The sequence below is a fragment of the Arthrobacter sp. TJ-238 genome (genome assembly GCF_058269215.1).
This window is the reverse complement of the sequence record NZ_JBZCNH010000004.1, coordinates 326,847-340,786: the sequence shown is the minus strand read 5'-3', so window position 1 is coordinate 340,786 and position 13,940 is coordinate 326,847. Positions and strand designations below refer to the sequence as shown.

Sequence of the window (13,940 nt, the reverse complement as noted above, 5' to 3'; positions counted from 1 at the left end):
CCTATTTCGCGGAGTACCCCCGCCCATCAGACGCGACCCCGGATGTCCGAGGACACCGGGCCCGCGCCGGTTCCACCTGCCGAAGAAAGGTAGTCCCTCCGCGTGAAACGATCGACACGCAGACGCCTCATCCAGGGCGTCCTCTACGCGGTGTTCGCCGCCGTCGTCCTGTTCATCATCCTGTCCGCCGACTGGGCCACCATCCAGCCCTACTTCTTCAATCCGGACATCGCAGCGGCCGTGTTCCCCGAGATCCTCACGATCGCCGCGAAGAACACCGTCATCTACACGGCCATCGCGTTCGTCGGCGGCCTGCTGCTCGGTCTCCTGCTCGCGCTCATGAAGCTCTCGCCGGTCCTGCCGTACCGGTGGCTCGCGACCGGCTACATCGAACTGTTCCGCGGGCTGCCCGCCCTGCTGGTGATCTTCGGATTCGCCTACGCGATCCCCATCGCCTTCCAGTGGCGTCCACCCGGCGGCAACGCCGGCGCCGGCCTGATCGCGCTGATCATCGTGTCCGCGGCCTACATCGCGGAGACCATCCGCGCCGGTATCGAGGCCGTCCCGAAGGGCCAGGTGGAGGCAGCGCGCTCCCTCGGCATGAACTCCGCATGGACCATGCTGACCGTGGTGCTGCCCCAGGCGTTCCGGATCATCACCCCGCCGCTTACCAATGAGCTCGTGATCCTCATCAAGGACACCTCGCTCCTGTTCATCGCGGGCATGGCGATCGGCGACCGCGAGCTGACGACCTTCGCGCGTGATGCGCTCACGAACCAGGCCAACGCCACCCCCCTCGTGGTCGCCGCGCTGCTGTACCTCGTGATCACGCTTCCACTCACCCAGCTCGTGGCGAAGCTCGAACGACACAACAAGAGAGGCCGGTGATCCCTGTGGCCCATCCGGCAACAGGCGCTGCGGCAGTCCCCGCGATCGAGATCCGGGCGCTGCACAAGTCCTTCGGCAGCAACGAGGTGCTCAAGGGCATCGACTTCCACGTGGACCAGGGCGAGGTGGTGTGCGTGATCGGCCCGTCCGGTTCCGGGAAGTCCACCCTGCTGCGCTGCGTGAACCGGCTCGAGGAGCCCACCAGCGGCACCGTCATGGTGGAGGGCGTCGACATCACGGACAGTGAGACGGACCTCGACGGCGTGCGGACGCGCATCGGCATGGTCTTCCAGCAGTTCAACCTCTTCCCCCACCTGACCGTGCTGAGGAACCTCACCCTCGCGCAGCAGCGCGCCAAGAGGCGGGGCAAGGCCGAGGCGACGGAGATCGCCCGCGGGAACCTCGCGAAGGTGGGACTCGCGGAGAAGGCCGACGCCTTCCCGGCCCAGCTCTCCGGCGGCCAGCAGCAGCGCGTCGCCATCGCCCGCGCCCTGTCCATGGACCCGGACATGATGCTCTTCGACGAGCCGACCAGCGCCCTGGACCCCGAGCTCGTGGGTGACGTGCTCGAGGTCATGAAGCAGCTGGCCCGGGAGGGCATGACGATGATGGTCGTCACGCACGAGATGGGTTTCGCCCGTGAGGTCGGCGACCGCGTGGTCTTCATGGACGGCGGCGTGGTCGTGGAGCAGGGCAAGCCCGAGGACGTCCTCGGCAACCCGCAGCGCGAACGGACCAGGCTCTTCCTCTCGAAGGTGCTCTGAGTTCCCTTACCGGGTGGGCGTGTCCGCCACCACCTGCCGGATCCGCGCATGCAGGTCCCGGAGGGTGGTGCGGTCCGCGCGGACCTCGACGATGGAGCGGCCCAGGATGGGCCGCTCCATCGCCGTATCCAGCGCGTCGAGGGTGGTCACCCGCTCGAAGGGCAGCCCGTGCGCGGCGGCGAAGGCCGCGAGGTCCGCGGTGTGCGGTGTGCCGAAGAGACGCTCGACGGCGGCCCCGTAGCGCGCCGTCGTCGTCTCCGCGCCGTGTTCGAGCAGCCCGAAGATGCCCCCGCCCCCGTCGTTGAGGACCACGATCTGCAAGTCCGGCTGGGCTTCGCCGCTGCCGAGGAACAGGCCGCCGACGTCGTGCAGGAACGTGACGTCACCCATCAGGGCACGTGTCGGGATGCCCGCGGCGAGGGCGACGCCCGTGGCGGTCGAGATGGTGCCGTCGATCCCTGCGAGCCCGCGATTGGCGAAGACCTCCAGCGGATGCCAGTCGGTGGCGGCGACGAGGTCCACGTCGCGGATGGGATTGGAGGAGCCGAGCACCAGGTTGCCGTCGGTGTGCTCCCACACGGCGTCGGCGACGTGCAGCCCCGTGAGGTGCCCCTCGGCGGCGAGGAGGGACTGGATCGCGGCCTCGGCCGCCGCGCCCGCCTCCCGCCAGGACCGCAGCCAGCCGTCCTCGCCGTGTCCGGCGAACGCGAGCAGTTCGGCCAGGCCCTCGATGATCCGCTCGGGACGCCGCCCGTCCTCGAACCACGCGACGGGTTCGGGCAGGTACAGGGCATGCTCGACGTCGGGTCGGGCCAGCAGGGCGGCGACGGGACGCGACAGGGTGGGGCGTCCGAAGATCACAACGCGCGTGATCGCCGGGCCGAGGTGCTCCAGCAGCAGCCGGTACGGGGCGATGCCGCTGCTGCCGAAGCGTGCGTTGGACGACGGTTCGGCGAGCAGCGGGAGGCCGAGGTGCGCGGCGAACACCGCGGCGAGCTCGCCGGCCCCGTGCCCGGCCACGACGACGGTCCTGCTGCCGTCCGTGGTGCGGGGAGTCCCGCTCGTCGCCGCGGCCCCCGCGGTCCCGGCGGTAGCAGCGATGCCTGCCCTCTCCGCGGCGCCACTCCGCGCCGGATCCGCAGGCGCGTCCCCGGGCACTACCGTGTGCCGATCGCCCTCGGGTCCCTCAAGGCGCTCGGGGCTCTCGGGGCCCTCGGGGCCCTCGGGGCCCTCGGGGCCCTCGGGGCCCTCGGGGCCCTCGGGGCCCTCGGGGCCCTCGGGCACGAGCGGATCGCGGAACGCGAGATTGAGGTGGACCGGGCCCGGCGGCCGCGACGGCGCACCCTGCACGGGCACGCCCACGGCGATCAGGAGGGTCTCCTCCACGAGGCGTTCCGGATCCTCACCGGCCGGGACGTCGACACCGGCACGCACGTGCACGCCGAACAGGTCCGGCTGCACCGTGGTCTGGTTCGCGCCGGTGCCGCGCAGCTCGGCGGGCCGGTCGGCGGAGACCACCACGAGCGGCACCGCCGCGTGGTTGGCCTCCATCACGGCGGGAAGCAGCTCACCCACGGCGGTGCCCGACGTCGTCACCACCGCGGCCGGACGCCGTGCACCGAGCGCGAGGCCCAGTGCGGTGAAGGCGCCGGAACGCTCGTCGATCCGCACGTGCAGCCTCACCCGGCCGGCCGCCTCGGCCTCCGCGAGTGCGTAGGCCAGCGGTGCGCTCCGCGATCCGGGCGCGACGACGACGTCGACGATGCCGGCCGCCACGAGGGCGCGGACCGCCCGGGCAGCCGAGGTCGCGGAGTCCAGGGGTGTCGGAGGTGCTGCCGGGTCGGTCACGGGGTCGGTCACGGGGTCGGTCACGCTTCCATCCTTCCATCCCGGCCTCCCCCGCGCCGCTCCGGCCCGGGCTTTCCCTCCGCGGCCTCACGACGCGAACGCACCCCCTCCGGAAGGCGGGGGTGCGTTCGTCGATGCCTCGGGCGTGGGTCGCCTAGCGGCGGGGCTTGCCCTTCTGGCGGTCACGCCCGCGGCCGTTGTGGTCCTCGTCGCGTCCCTCGTTCGCCCTGTACACCTGGACGACCGACGGGCGTGGCACGAGGGCCTCTCCCCGGGCGGGGCTGCCGCCGAGCGGCACGTAGTCGGGGAACATCGACGACTGCGCGGCCCAGCTGCCGTCCTCGCCCGGGTGCTGGACCGCCACGAAGACGCTGCCGTCCTGGTCGTGGATCACGGGGCCGCACGTCTCGGCCTCGCGGGGGACGGCGAGGAACTGCTGCACGCGTCCGCGCTCGGCGCCCTCCAGCCCCACCTTGAACAGGCCGTCGGCGAAACCCACCGTGCTCGGCTGGCCGTCCGTGGAGATCCAGAGGTTGCCCGCCGAGTCGAAGGCCACGTTGTCGGGGCAGGAGATCGGCGAGACCTTGTCCTTCGGGTAGCCGGCGAAGTAGGTGGCGGGGTTGCGCGCCGGGTCGCCGCAGACGAGCAGCAGGTTCCAGGTGAACCGCGTGCCGGTCGCGTTGCCGCCCGCCTCCGTGAGTTCGACGACGTGCCCGTCGCGGTTCGCGGTGCGCGGGTTGGCCTCGTCGGCGAGCGCATTGGTGCCGACGCCGCGGTTGGTGTTGTTGGTGCACGCCACGTACACCTTGCCCGTCCGGGGGTTGGGCTCGACGTCCTCGCAGCGGTCCATCTTGGTGGCGCCCATCTTGTCCGCGGCGATGCGCGTGAAGACGGCGACCTCGGCGGCGGTCATGCCCGCGACCACGGACGTGTTGTCGATGAGCAGCGGCAGCCACTCGCCCACGCCGTCGAACGCGCCGTCGGACGGGAGCGTGCCGGAGCCGTCGATCTCGGCAACCGAGTTGCCCTGGAAACGCGCCACGTACAGCGAACCCTCGCTGAGCAGCGTCATGTTGGCACGGCGTGCGGCGGGGCTGGTGCCCGGCTGGACCTTGTTCTTCGACACGAACTTGTAGAGGTAGTCGAAGCGCTCGTCGTCGCCCATGTAGGCCACGACCCGGCCGTCGGCGGCGACGGTCACGTTCGCGCCCTCGTGCTTGAAGCGGCCCAGGGCAGAGTGCTTCTTCGGCGTGGAGGTGGGGTCGAAGGGGTCGACCTCCACGATGTAGCCGAACCGGTGCTTCTCGTTCTCGTAGCCGGCGGTGCGGGTGTCCCAGCGCGGCTCGTCGATCTCCCACCCACGGGCCGTGGGCCTGCTGGTGATGCCGTAGCGGCGGTCGCCGTCGCTCGTGCCGGCGGCCACGAAGTAGCCGTTGAAGTTCTCCTCCCCCGAGAGGATGGTGCCCCAGGGGGTGGTGCCGCCGGCGCAGTTGCCGAGCGTCCCGAGGACGGTGCGGCCGGCGGGGTCGTCCTTGGTCTTGAGGAAGTCGGAGCCGGCGGCGGGGCCGGTGACCTCGTAGGGGGTGGTGGTGAGGTACCGGCGGTTGAGCGGTGCGCCCTGCACGTAGGACCACGGCTTGTTCTTGTTCTTGCGCTCGAGCTCCACGACGGTCAGCCCGTGGGCGGCCTTCCCGATGCCGCGCACCTCGGCGGCCGGCGTGGTCGGCGGCACCATGATGTTCTCGTTGGTGTACTCGTGGTTCGCGAACAGGACAGCGCGGCGGCCCTTGCTCTCCGCGATCTCGAGCACATCGGTGTAGTCGCAGTTGTACCCGAACTGCAGCGCCTGCGCGGCTGCGGTCTGGTTGTTCGCGTCGAAGGCGGGCGAGGTGCTGAAGAGCGGGTCGCCCCAGCGGATCACGGGCTTCCAGCCGTAGCCCTGCGGCACCGTCATGTCGTCCACGAGCGCGTCCACCGGCGCGATCGCGTCGAAGGCCAGCCCGCTTCCCTTGGCGCCGCCGGGAGCGGCCTGTGCGGAGCCGGCTCCGGTCTGGCCCGCGACGAGGAGCGTCAGTGCTCCTGCCGCTCCCGCGCCGAGGGCGCTGCGGCGGGAGAATTCGCGCGAGACGATGTCGCGGAAGTAGTTGTTGCCCGACGTGTTGCAGACGGCATCGGAGCACGCGTTGTCACACTTGAGGGCACAGGTGACGGCGCTCCGCTTGCCCTTGGTGTGGCCGAGCATGGGCAGTAGCCGGCGCGTGGTTTCAGTCATGGGGGTGGTACCTCTCGACAGGGTGAACGGTCTTCGTCCTCACCCTGCCGAGGGCACCTGAACAGGCGAGGGGCCACCCGGTGAACGCCGCGTGAACGGCGTCCGAACAGGAACGGCCCCGCACTGTGCGCCTAGCTCGCCGGGAGGGTGGCCTCCAGAGCCGTGTCGAGGTGCAGCGGCAGGGAGCGTGCCAGCTGCCGTTCGCGGGCGGCCTGCACGAAGGCGTCGAACAGGGCCGTCTCGGTGGGGCTCTGCTCCGGGTGCCACTGGACACCGATGCAGAAGCGGTTGTGCGGCAGTTCGACCGCCTCCACCACGCCGTCGGCGCTCCATGCCGAGGCGAGCAGCCCGGAGCCCAACCGGTCCACGGCCTGGTGGTGGGAGACCGGGACGGCGTCGAGCCGGGTGGCTCCCATCACCTGTGCCACCCGCGAGCCCGGGCGGAGGTCCACCGGGATCGGGTTGAAGCGGTGGTCCCCGAGCTGGTGGACGACGCCGCCGTCGAGATCGGGCAGGTGCTGGTGCAGCGACCCGCCGAGCGCCACGTTGAGCATCTGCTCGCCCCGGCAGATGCCGAGGAGCGGCAGGTCCGCCCGCACGGCCTCGCGCACCACGGCGACGTCCCAGGCGTCCCGGAGCCGGTGGGGAGCGTCCGTCTCCGTGTGCGGCTCGGCGCCGTAGCGGGCAGGGTCCACGTCCCATCCGCCGACGACGATCACGCCGTCGAGCCTCGGCAGCAGCTGCTCGACGACGCCGCCGTCGGTCCCCTGGGGCGGGAGCAGGACCGGGATGGCGCCGGCCGCGAGGACGGGCGCGAGGTAGTTCGAGGGCAGGAAGGCCGCCTCGACGGTCCCGCAGCCCTCGGTGACGGCAGGATCGAGATAGGACGTCAGTCCCACGACAGGGCGGGGAAGCACCTCCGAAGGTGTCAAGGGTGTGTTCCTCTCATGGGGATGCATTGCATACGGGCCGGCGACCATCTCTGGTCGCCCGCAATCGTATCCAGCCCACGTTGTGCCCGTGTTTCGGGGAGGTGACGTTCCCGTATCGGTCCCTCAGGTCGCCCTGCCCGGTGTGCCACGATACGCTGCAGCGAGGACGGCATGGGTGCGGCCGAGGCGTTCCAGCCACCACCGGGTCCGCTCGGGGGTGGCGGCGAAACGGTCCAGGAGGTCGGCGGCGACGTCGACGTCGCGGACCGGCAGGTGCCCTCCCTCGGGCACGAGCGACCTCCGGGTGATGTCTCCCGCCATGAGGGACACCGTCGCGAGCCCGCACGCGTAGGGCAGCTCCGGCAGGGCTGCGGCGAGGGCCACCCCGGCACGCATCCCCACGGACGTGTCCAGCGCGGAGCTCACCACCGCCGGGAGGCCCGCGGCGTCGATGATGGCGAGGGCCCTGCGGACTCCACCGAGCGGCGGCGCCTTGATCACGAGGAGATCGGCGGCATCCTCGCGCGCCACCCGCAGCGGGTCCTCCTGGCGCCGTACGCTCTCGTCCGCGGCGACGAGGACCCCCTCCCCCCGACGGCGAAGCTCCAGCCGCACGGTCCGCAGTCCGGGGATGTCCGCCACGGGCTGTTCCACGTACTGCAGGCCGAAGGGACCCAGCGCGTCGAGGGCCTCGAGGGCCTCCGTCACGGTCCAGCCGCCGTTGGCGTCGACCTTGATCCCGGCGTCGGGCAGGAGCCGCCGCACCTCCGCGACCCGCGCGACGTCGTCCGCCAGTCCCTGCCCCTTCTCGGCCACCTTGACCTTGACCGCACCCACGGCCCCGAAGCGCGACAGCACTCCCTCGACCCCCGCCGGTCCGACGGCGGGGACGGTCGCGTTGACCGGGACGGACGCACGGACAGGATCCGGGAACCCGTGCCATGCGGCCTCGACGGCGCACGCCAGCCAGGCGGCGGACTCGGCGTCGTCGTACTCCAGGAAGGGGCTGAACTCGCCCCACCCGGCCGGGCCGCGGACCAGCATGACCTCCCGGTCGAGGACGCCGCGGAACCGGACACGCATGGGCACCGACACCACGCGCGCCGACGCGGTCAGCTCCTCGAGGGCGGGCAGGGGCAACGGGGACGGGGAGGGCGTTTGCTGGGACACGACCTCAGGCTACGGGAGGCCGCTGACGGTGGCCGTGCGGTCGGCAGGCGGTCGGTGAGTGGTCGGCGAGGGGTCAGGGGACGGTGAGGATCCTGTGACAGCATGGAGACGATGTCGTCGCAACGAACCACCACGAAACCGGACCGGGCAGCGCGTTCACCGCTGCTGTTCGTCCTGGCCGCCGTGGCCTGCGCGGTGGCGCTCGGGTGGACGTACTGGGCGTTCGTCCGCACCACCACGGGCCAGTTCGCGGACGAATCCGCCTGGCGAGAGGCCGGCGTGGCGGCGCCCGACACGCAGCTGCCGTTCCTGCGGTTCCTCGACACGCTGCCCGCCATCTCCGTGGTTCTCGCGGCCGCGGCCATCCTCTTCGTCGCCCTCCACCGAAGGCGGTACGGCGCCGCTGCGATGGCCGTCGCGGTCATCGTGGCATCGAATCTCACCACGCAGCTCCTCAAGAACGTGGTCTTCGACCGGCCGGACCGCGGCGTGGCGACGCTCGACTTCAACTCATTACCGTCAGGGCATACGACGCTCGCGGCCTCTGCCGCGGCCGCGGTCTTCATCATCGCGACGCCCCGCTGGCGTCCTGCGGCGGCGGCCCTGGGTGGCGCCTACTCCGTCCTCGCGGGGGCCGCCACCTTCATCAACCTCTGGCACCGGCCCGCGGACGTGGTCGCAGCCCTCCTCGTGGTCGGCACGTGGACGCTCCTCGGCGGCCTCGTCGTGATGAGGACGGGCGGGAACTGGAACAACTGGGAGGGCTTCGGCGCCCACTGGGCGTCGTCGCGTGGCTGGCTGGTGCTGTGCTGGGTGCTGGGACTCGGGGGGCTCGTCATGTCCGGGGTGCTCTACCTCTCCGTCCAGGCCATCGGCCCCGCGCCCGACCCCGGGACGGCGAGCGTGCCACTGTTCTTCTGGTGGGGCCTGATGTGGATCATCGGCGTCGGATTCACCCTCGCAGCCGCTGCGGGCCGGCTCTTCGCGGCGTAGGCCGGGAGGACGGCTGCCGTGGGAGCGCGTCCGTAACACCCCCCGGGCCGCTCCGCACGCCCTTTTCCGCGGACCCGCCACCCGTTGAAGCACCGGCGAGACGGTGCGACGCTGGCCGGACCAGCGACGGAAAGAGGCGATCGATGAGAGCCATGGTGTACCGCGGGCCCTACAAGATCAGGGTCGAGGAGAAACCGATGCCCAGGATCGAGCACCCGAACGACGCGATCATCAAGGTGACCACGGCGGCGATCTGCGGGTCCGACCTGCACCTCTACCACGGACTCATGCCGGACACGCGGATCGGCCACACCTTCGGCCACGAGTTCATCGGCGTCGTGGAGGAGGTGGGGCCGTCGGTGCGGAACCTGAAGCGCGGCGACCGCGTGATGGTGCCCTTCAACGTCTACTGCGGCTCCTGCTACTACTGCGCGCGTGGCCTGTACTCGAACTGCCACAACGTGAATCCCAACGCGACGGCGGTGGGCGGCATCTACGGCTACTCGCACACCACCGGCGGGTACGACGGCGGACAGGCCGAGTTCGTGCGGGTACCGTTCGCCGACGTCGGGCCCACGATCATTCCGGACTGGATGGACAGCGAGGACGCCGTCCTGCTCACCGACGCCCTGGCCACCGGGTACTTCGGTGCGCAACTCGGCAGCATCGCCGAGGGCGACACCGTGGTGGTTTTCGGTGCGGGCCCCGTGGGCCTCTACGCCGCGAAATCCTCCTGGCTCATGGGGGCGGGCAGGGTGATCGTCATCGACCACCTCGAGTACCGGCTCGAGAAGGCACGCACGTTCGCGCAGGCGGAGACCTTCAACTTCGCGGAGTACGACGACATCGTGGTCGAGATGAAGAGGACCACCGACTTCCTCGGTGCCGACGTGGTGATCGACGCCGTCGGCGCGGAGGCGGACGGCAACTTCCTCCAGCACGTCACGGGCACCAAGCTGAAGCTCCAGGGAGGCTCACCCATCGCCCTGAACTGGGCCATCGACTCCGTGCGCAAGGGCGGGACGGTGTCCGTCGTCGGCGCCTACGGCCCCATCTTCAGCGCGATCAAGTTCGGCGATGCACTCAACAAGGGACTGACGCTCCGCATGAACCAGACGCCCGTGAAGCGGCAGTGGCCCCGCCTCTTCGAGCACATCCAGAACGGGTACCTGAAGCCGAACGACATCGTGACGCACCGCATCCCCCTGGAGGACATCGCCGAGGGGTACCACATGTTCTCGGCGAAGCTCGACAACTGCATCAAGCCGCTCATCATCGCGAACCCCAGCTAGGAGACCACCATGGCCGCATCCGGGCCTTCGACGCCCTACGTCGCGAACAAGCCCAGGGACATCCCCACGGCCGAGGCGCTCCGCGCACGGATCCCCGGCTGGGGAGTCGACCTCGACCGGAAGGACCGCCCCGCGTATCCCCGCGAGGTCTACGACCCCGGGAGCACAGGGGCCCACTGGGACTACCCCGAGGAGCAGCCCGGCGGGGAGGGCCGCGAGCGCTCGATCGAGCACGGTCAGCTGACACCCGTCTTCGGCACGAGCTCACCGCTGCACGGTGTCTCCGGCAGCATCAGGCGCTACGCCTACCGCTACAGCGAGGGGCGTGCGGCGCACTGGCTGCTGCTGTTGCTCGGCGACCGCGTGGACGCCTGGGGGGCGCACGCAGCCTCCTTCGCCTCGTTGCGCCCGGACAACCCGATCACCGAGACGGGCGTGCTGTCCGAGGGTCGCAGGCATGGCGTCGCGTCGCGCTTCGGCAAGAAGCGTGTGGACGTCAACCACCAGTGGATCGACCCGATCGTCGTGGCCGGGCCGTGGGTCGCTGCGGCGGCGGGGGGTGTCCTGGGGGTCCGGGCGATCGTGCGCCGCGGACAGCGCTGAGGTCGCCTTCCGGGTCCTTCGGGCGCCTGGTTCACGCCCCGGCAGTGTGCCGGGGCCCACGTCCGATGGGCACCGTCGCCGGACGCCCGCCCCGTGGGCGCTTTCGACGCACTGGTGGCGGCGGCCGGGGCTCGACGACGTGATGCGACGCCGTCAGGCACGCCGTCCGTCAGCTGTGCGTCACCGCCGGCTCCGCCGACCCGGGTGCAGCGCGCGGGATCCAGTACCAGAGGACCGCGGCGCCGAGGAAGCCGAGCACCGCCGTCGCCCAGATGCCCGCCGAGAGCGTGGCCGGCGCCGTCACGAGTGCGAGGAGCGCGGGCCCGCCCATGGTCCCCGTGTCGGTGAGCAGGCGCCAGATCCCGAGGAACTGCGGACGTCCGGGTGAGGGCGACAGGTCCGCGCCGAGCGTCATCACGATGCCCGAGCCGATCCCGTTGCCGAAGCCGATCAGCAGCGCGACCAGGAGCAGTCCCACGGCGTCGTCCGTGAGGGGCAGCAGGGCGAGGGCGGTGCCCATGATGAGCATGCACGGAACGGCGATCCAGCGGCGGCCCTTGACGTCCATGACCTTGCCGGCCGGGTAGAAGATCAGCATGTCGATGGCTCCGGAGAGCCCGTAGATCAGGGCGGTCGCGGAGGCATCCAGCCCGATGTCCTCCGCCCACAGGGGCAGCACCGCCTGGCGGGTGGCCCGCACCGCGGCGATGAGCAGCACCCCGAGGCCCAGGGTGACGAAGATGCTCCTGTGACTGCGCATGATCGACCGCACGGTCGGCGCCAGGGCCGGTACCGGGGCGTCCGCGACCGACCGTCCTCCGTCCGCCGTGCGACCGGACGCCTCGAGTTCGGGGACACGCCAGCTCAGGGCGGCGGCGACCAGGCTGGCGGCGCCTCCCACCCAGTACGCACCGTCCAGCCCGAGCCGGCTCATGGCGAGGGCCGCCGCGAAGGGACCCACGAAGACGCCGATGCGCGTGACGCCGCCGAGCGTCGACAGGGCGCGCGCCCTGAAGTGCTGGGGTACCGCCTCGGTCAGGTAGCTCTGGCGCGCGAGGCCGAACACCGCTCCCGCCATACCCACCATGAAGACGGCCGCGGCGAACACCGGGAGGGTGGGTGCGGCGAGTGCCAGGAACATCGCCGCCGCACACCACAGCGCCGCCCCCACGAGTGCTTTCCGCTCGCCGAAACGCGTGGCGATCAGCGTGGCGGGGACGTTGGTGACGAGTGAGCCGATACCGGACAGGGTGATGATCAGTGCCGCAGTGGCCACATCGGCGCCGAGGTCGCGGGCGGTCAGGGCGATGACGGGCAGGATGGCACCGGTGGAGACCCCGTACAGAAGCGACGGGCCGTAGGCTCCTACCGCGATCGCACGCAGATCGAAGGTTTCCTTGGGCACTCTTCCACCCTAGTCGGGAGGGCGACGGCCGGTCGTGCCGCTCTGGACAGCATGAAGCGGTTGCACTACGTTTCGTACCATCGAACCGGCGCGCCCTACCCTGGCGGGAGTACCGCATGACCATACCCACCTCAGGCTTCACCGGCAGACGGCAGAACCGGGACGCGAACCTGCCACCGGGCCAGTACCTCACCGACAGTTTTCCCGTACTGTCCGCGGGTCCCACTCCCCAAGTCCTCCTGGCCGACTGGACCTTCCGGATCGATGCCGGTCCGGGCCAGAGCCACCTGTGGAACTGGGTGCAGCTGCAGGCCTTGCCGCAGGAGGACGTCACAACGGACATCCACTGCGTGACGCACTGGTCCAAGTTCGGGACCACCTGGCGCGGAGTCTCCCTCGACACCCTGTTCGAGGACGTCGAGTCCGAGGCCGAATACACGATGGTCCACTCCTATGGCGGGTACACGACGAACGTCCCGCTCGACGACCTCCTCGACGGCAAGGCGTGGATCGTCCACGAGTTCGACGGCGAACCCCTCTCTCCGGCACACGGCGGCCCGGCGAGGCTGCTGGTACCGCACCTGTACTTCTGGAAGAGCGCGAAGTGGGTCAACGGTATCCGTCTGATGGACCAGGACCTGCCCGGCTTCTGGGAGACCAACGGCTACAACATGTACGGGGATCCGTGGCGCGAGGAACGCTACTGGTGAGGCGGTCGTGGCAGACCGTCGAGGTCAGTGCGGCGCGTCCCGAGACATCCCGAGCACGGACGCTGAGGCTCCGCTTCCCCGACGTGGTCACGGGGGTGCCGGGTCAGCACGTGGACCTGAGGCTCACTGCGGAGGACGGCTACCAGGCAGTGCGCTCGTACTCGGTGGCGGCGTGGGTGCCGCCGCGCGAACTGGAGCTGACGGTCGAGGAGCTCGACGACGGCGAGGTATCCCCCTTCCTCGTGGGTGTCCTGTCCGAGGGTGACCAGCTGGAGGTCCGGGGCCCGGTAGGTGGGTGGTTCACGTGGACACCGGAACTCGCAGGTCCACTGCAACTGATCGCCGGAGGGTCGGGCGTGGTCCCGCTCATGGCGATGCTCCGGGCGCATGCCGAGGCCAGGTCGGACGTACCGGCGCGGCTGCTCTACTCGGTCCGCAGCCCCGACCACGTGTTCTACCGGGGCGAGCTCGACGTCGTCGGGCAGGAGGACCCGCAGGTCACGGTCGACATCGCCTACTCCCGTGAGGCACCCGACGGACGGCCGGTCGGACGCCTCACGCACGAGGCGGTCGCTGCGTCCTGCTTCCCACCGGACGATGCGCCGTCCGTCTACATCTGCGGCTCGACGGGCTTCGTCGAGGCCGTCGCCGCGTGGCTCGTCGAGGACGGGCACGACGCCGCGCGTATCCGCACGGAGCGGTACGGCGGATAGGAAGGATCACGATGGACAGCACGGAGCAGTATCCCCTCGATCAGGACCACCTCGACGGCAACGCCCTTGCCGGGGCCCTCGACCAGTTCGTCTCCGACCTCACGAGTGCGGAATGCATGTGTGCGGGCTGCGGGTCCTCCGGTCCCCTGGCTGCCGCGCTCCTGTACACGAAAGCACCGGGCATGGTGTTGCGGTGCCCGACCTGTACGGCCGTACTGCTCTGCCTCACGGATCAGGGTGACCGGCAGGTCCTCACCATCGACGGCGTCCGGCACCTCGTGGTCGCCAAGCCCTGAGCCTCACCATCGGGCCTGTGGAGATCGAGCCCCCCACTACCCCTCCACACCGGC

At 70.8% G+C, this 13,940-nt stretch carries 13 protein-coding genes; 8 read left to right on the top strand and 5 right to left on the bottom strand.

Annotated elements, in window-relative coordinates; genetic code table 11:
* The first annotated feature begins 102 nt into the window (after window positions 1-102).
* Window positions 103-888 (top strand): amino acid ABC transporter permease, encoded by a 786-nt coding sequence (locus tag AC4D2O_RS10470; RefSeq protein ID WP_490907025.1) that lies wholly within the window; start codon window positions 103-105, stop codon window positions 886-888.
* A complete protein-coding gene (locus tag AC4D2O_RS10465; protein ID WP_490907498.1) occupies window positions 888-1,652 on the top strand; it encodes an amino acid ABC transporter ATP-binding protein in 765 nt (254 codons plus the stop codon). Before AC4D2O_RS10470 ends, AC4D2O_RS10465 begins: the two co-directional genes overlap by 1 nt.
* 6 nt (window positions 1,653-1,658) lie before the next feature.
* Here AC4D2O_RS10465 and menD read toward each other — a convergent pair whose 3' ends face one another.
* The 4 genes from menD to AC4D2O_RS10445 form a co-directional block, all read right to left on the bottom strand.
* Window positions 1,659-3,524, bottom strand: a complete 1,866-nt coding sequence (gene menD, locus AC4D2O_RS10460) for a 2-succinyl-5-enolpyruvyl-6-hydroxy-3-cyclohexene-1-carboxylic-acid synthase (protein WP_490907020.1) — start codon at window positions 3,522-3,524, stop codon at window positions 1,659-1,661.
* 130 nt (window positions 3,525-3,654) lie between these two features.
* Window positions 3,655-5,772 carry a PhoX family protein gene (locus tag AC4D2O_RS10455; protein ID WP_490907017.1) on the bottom strand — a complete coding sequence of 706 codons (2,118 nt, stop codon included), beginning with the start codon at window positions 5,770-5,772 and terminating at the stop codon, window positions 3,655-3,657.
* A gap of 131 nt (window positions 5,773-5,903) precedes the next feature.
* A complete protein-coding gene (locus AC4D2O_RS10450) occupies window positions 5,904-6,704 on the bottom strand; it encodes a gamma-glutamyl-gamma-aminobutyrate hydrolase family protein (protein WP_490907012.1) in 801 nt (266 codons plus the stop codon).
* Between the two features lie 123 nt (window positions 6,705-6,827).
* Window positions 6,828-7,874, bottom strand: coding sequence for an o-succinylbenzoate synthase (locus AC4D2O_RS10445; RefSeq protein ID WP_490907008.1), 1,047 nt, complete (start codon window positions 7,872-7,874; stop codon window positions 6,828-6,830).
* 102 nt (window positions 7,875-7,976) lie between these two features.
* On the opposite strand from AC4D2O_RS10445, the gene AC4D2O_RS10440 reads away from it, so the two are divergent.
* The 3 genes from AC4D2O_RS10440 to AC4D2O_RS10430 all read left to right on the top strand — a co-directional run bounded on the left by AC4D2O_RS10440 (window position 7,977) and on the right by AC4D2O_RS10430 (window position 10,762).
* Window positions 7,977-8,867 (top strand): phosphatase PAP2 family protein, encoded by an 891-nt coding sequence (locus tag AC4D2O_RS10440; RefSeq protein ID WP_490907003.1) that lies wholly within the window; start codon window positions 7,977-7,979, stop codon window positions 8,865-8,867.
* 143 nt (window positions 8,868-9,010) lie between these two features.
* Complete coding sequence (locus tag AC4D2O_RS10435; protein ID WP_490906999.1) at window positions 9,011-10,159, top strand: zinc-dependent alcohol dehydrogenase; 1,149 nt, start codon at window positions 9,011-9,013, stop codon at window positions 10,157-10,159.
* A 9-nt stretch (window positions 10,160-10,168) separates the two neighbouring features.
* Window positions 10,169-10,762: a hypothetical protein gene (locus AC4D2O_RS10430; protein ID WP_490906998.1), complete on the top strand. Its 594-nt coding sequence runs from the start codon at window positions 10,169-10,171 to the stop codon at window positions 10,760-10,762.
* Between the two features lie 169 nt (window positions 10,763-10,931).
* Here the strand turns inward: AC4D2O_RS10430 and AC4D2O_RS10425 are convergent, their stop codons facing one another.
* Window positions 10,932-12,167, bottom strand: a complete 1,236-nt coding sequence (locus AC4D2O_RS10425) for an MFS transporter (RefSeq protein ID WP_490906997.1) — start codon at window positions 12,165-12,167, stop codon at window positions 10,932-10,934.
* 116 nt (window positions 12,168-12,283) lie between these two features.
* Between AC4D2O_RS10425 and AC4D2O_RS10420 the strand changes: the two genes are divergently transcribed.
* Genes AC4D2O_RS10420 through AC4D2O_RS10410 form a run of 3 tightly spaced genes read left to right on the top strand, consistent with a single transcriptional unit; the run spans window position 12,284 to window position 13,886 of the window.
* Complete coding sequence (locus AC4D2O_RS10420; protein WP_490906995.1) at window positions 12,284-12,877, top strand: sulfite oxidase-like oxidoreductase; 594 nt, start codon at window positions 12,284-12,286, stop codon at window positions 12,875-12,877.
* Window positions 12,874-13,590 (top strand): ferredoxin reductase, encoded by a 717-nt coding sequence (locus AC4D2O_RS10415; protein ID WP_490906993.1) that lies wholly within the window; start codon window positions 12,874-12,876, stop codon window positions 13,588-13,590. The genes AC4D2O_RS10420 and AC4D2O_RS10415 overlap by 4 nt, the downstream gene beginning before the upstream one ends.
* Window positions 13,591-13,601: 11 nt before the next feature.
* Window positions 13,602-13,886: a DUF6510 family protein gene (locus tag AC4D2O_RS10410; RefSeq protein WP_490906991.1), complete on the top strand. Its 285-nt coding sequence runs from the start codon at window positions 13,602-13,604 to the stop codon at window positions 13,884-13,886.
* Window positions 13,887-13,940: the final 54 nt, after the last annotated feature.